General features: G+C 40.1%; 2 pseudogenes. Both read right to left on the bottom strand.

The features are described 5' to 3' along the window. A pseudogene (locus QVP94_RS08155) lies at positions 1 to 215 on the bottom strand (PDDEXK nuclease domain-containing protein); the annotation flags it as partial. A 73-nt stretch (positions 216 to 288) separates the two neighbouring features. After that, positions 289 to 873 (bottom strand): annotated as a pseudogene (locus QVP94_RS08150) (site-specific integrase); the annotation flags it as partial. Between the last annotated feature and the right edge of the window lie 1,893 nt (positions 874 to 2,766).

Below are 2,766 nucleotides of genomic sequence, written 5' to 3'. Positions count from 1 at the left end.
GTCGGCAACCGCCGAATTCCCGAACCCGACATAACATAGCCTAAAACCTCTTCTTTCAACTGTGGATAAACAAGATATAAACGTCTGAACTCCCGGAATCTACGTTTGTTAAGTCCTTTGGTATTTAGTTGTTTTTCCAACTTCTTCAAAAGCTGCTCACCATAGGCTGCACGGTCTTCTCCGTTTTGTTCAAATTCCACGATATAACAGCCCATAAGCCAGTTACGGGAAGTTAGTGCAAGGTTTACAGAGTGTGCTGCTTGTGCTTACAGCGTGTCTTGAATGGCACTTCTCCGTATGTTTCAGCCCGCTATGTCCGAGCAAACTGGCTACTGTTTTAATATTAGCACCATTGTTAAGGATATTCACTGCAAATGAGTGACGGGCACAATGCCAGCTTATGTGCTTGTCTATTCCGGATCTTTTCACCCAACGTTTTACTGATTTACAGCAGCTTTCATAGGATGGTAGATTAAATATAAGCACATCTTTGTTGCCATCCGCAAGAGGTTCACCAATAATAGAGACCAAACCGTCATTCAAAGGAATGACTACTCCACTAGCAGAAGAATGCCCTTTGGTCTTATTCTGTTCAAACTTCAATAGCTTGTTTGAGTAGTCTACATTCTTATATGTAAGGTCTTTCAGTATCACATCGTGTTCGATGGCATAGCGTATCACTTTCTTGAAACGCTGATAGATACTTTTTGCTCCCTCGCCAACGCTACGGGATTGCAAATAGTCCACAAACAGAACCATCATATCCTTAGTGATAAATTCGGGTTTGATGTTGCATTCATATAATGGGCACTGTTCTTTCAGAAAATCCTTAAAACGACTGAAGGCAATTTGCATCATACGCAGGTCTTTCTTAATATTTATGGCTAATCAGTTAAAGAAATCCCTTTCTTTGGAGATTGAACGGTTCAATGCTTCGCAGAAGAAAGGATTTAGCTTTATGTTTTGATGTAAAATGCTTTTTCATAGTTCCTCTATAATAGAAGCTCACGCTAGTAGCCAAGAGGTAGTGTGGCATGTTTAGAACATGTATTCCCAAAAAGAAGAAGGAATCTGCTCTTTTGTCGAAAAAAAGTCTTATGTTTACGCACGATATGAAAAACAGGGTTTATATAGGCCCTGATATCAGTAAATAACCAACCTTGACATGTGTACAAACAGAGATAAGGCTATCTCTTTTGGGCGGGACGGCGGAGATGTCTGCCGTTTCGTTTTTTGTCTATGAGCCAGTGACGTGGTTGCTGACGAATCGTTGCCTCAAGATATTTTTCTGCAGATTCATCGTTCATATATTTCCAATATTAATCAAGTAAACGCTCACCCGATATTTATTGGGGACAGACTTAATTCAAAGGGATAAGACAAGAATCGCGGATGTCAGCTTAATGCGATGAATGGTATCTTTTTGATTGAAATACCTTCTTTTTCACGACACGGCTCTCTGGCTATAAAAGCCAACGAGCGTAAGCGGGGAGCGCGAACAAGCTACCACAATCGCTTTTTAACACGATAAGCGTCGCTTTTTAACGAATATATATGTATCAACCTACACATATGGCTGTATCAACTCACACATATAGCAGTGTTAACCCACACATATAGTCGCGTCAAGCTACACATATAGTGGCGTAAGCCTACACATATATAGGTATCGGCCCTCACATGCGGTAGCGTTGGGCATTATTACCGCCTAACGACCGTAAAACATGAACTAGGGTGAATTATTTCGGCTGGAACGGAAGGCTGTTTTTCAGCAAACGGCTATCAAACAGAGAATTGCTGTTTTTTTCTCTCGAATTTGGAAGCGAGACGCACTTGGGTACGGAATAATCGATTCTCCGGGACTTCAGATTACAAGTTGTCAAAAAGACAAATGGGCCACTTGTATCTATAGCTCCTCTGCCATTTCCCGATAACCACCGGGGGAGAGACGGTTAATGTATAATTTAGCCTTGTCAGGTGAATAACTTACGGTTTGTCAAGTGAATAACTTACGGCTGGGGGTAGCCGTAAGCTTACGAGTCTGGAAGTGGTTAGTTATTCACTTGGGAAGCCTTTCTCAAGTGAGTTGGTCTGTTGATTAATAGTTTATAAGACAGCGATTTATATGGCAATAGTTATCTCATGATCTCATCTGTTGGCCGACTTATCTTAGGCTGCCGGCTGAAATATAGATGAGCCTGAAGATATCCCCAATGATTATCGGGTGAGCCTATAAAATACCTATAACTCGAAGCTAGCGGTACTATCAATACTTTTGTGTCAAAGAGGAAGCTTGATTCAGATCTTATGCTTTGATAGGTTTACATTATTTTAATGTACACCTGTACATTATATATAGTTAAAAACCTTGATGTTTGACAATCTTTTATGGGATAGAAACGACTAGTTTAAACGATCGATTCTTTTAGTCATTTGCAAAGGTACGCGTTTCTTCGATACTTGCAACTCTTCCGGGCTATTTTTTTATTACTTATCCTCTTTCTTATCAATAGGATAGGTTATCCTTTACGAAACAACCGATTCCTTCAACAAACCTCCTGTTCCGACACTAAAAAAACGCAAGATTTAGACGATCGTTTAGACTAGTCGTTTTCGGGTAAAACAAGGGTGCTAAACGACGGGATGGACTTTAATTAACACTATTATTAATATTAAATTTTGAATTTATGAACAAAAGGATTTTTACCTTGTTAACAGCTGGTTTACTGCTAGGTGGACCTGCTTTTAATGCTGCGTATGCCGCTG

Source organism: Parabacteroides sp. CAG:2 (genome assembly GCF_000436315.1).
Lineage (GTDB): Bacteria > Bacteroidota > Bacteroidia > Bacteroidales > Tannerellaceae > Parabacteroides > Parabacteroides distasonis.
The sequence above is the reverse complement of the archived record's forward strand: the minus strand, read 5'-3'. Positions and strand labels throughout refer to the sequence as shown.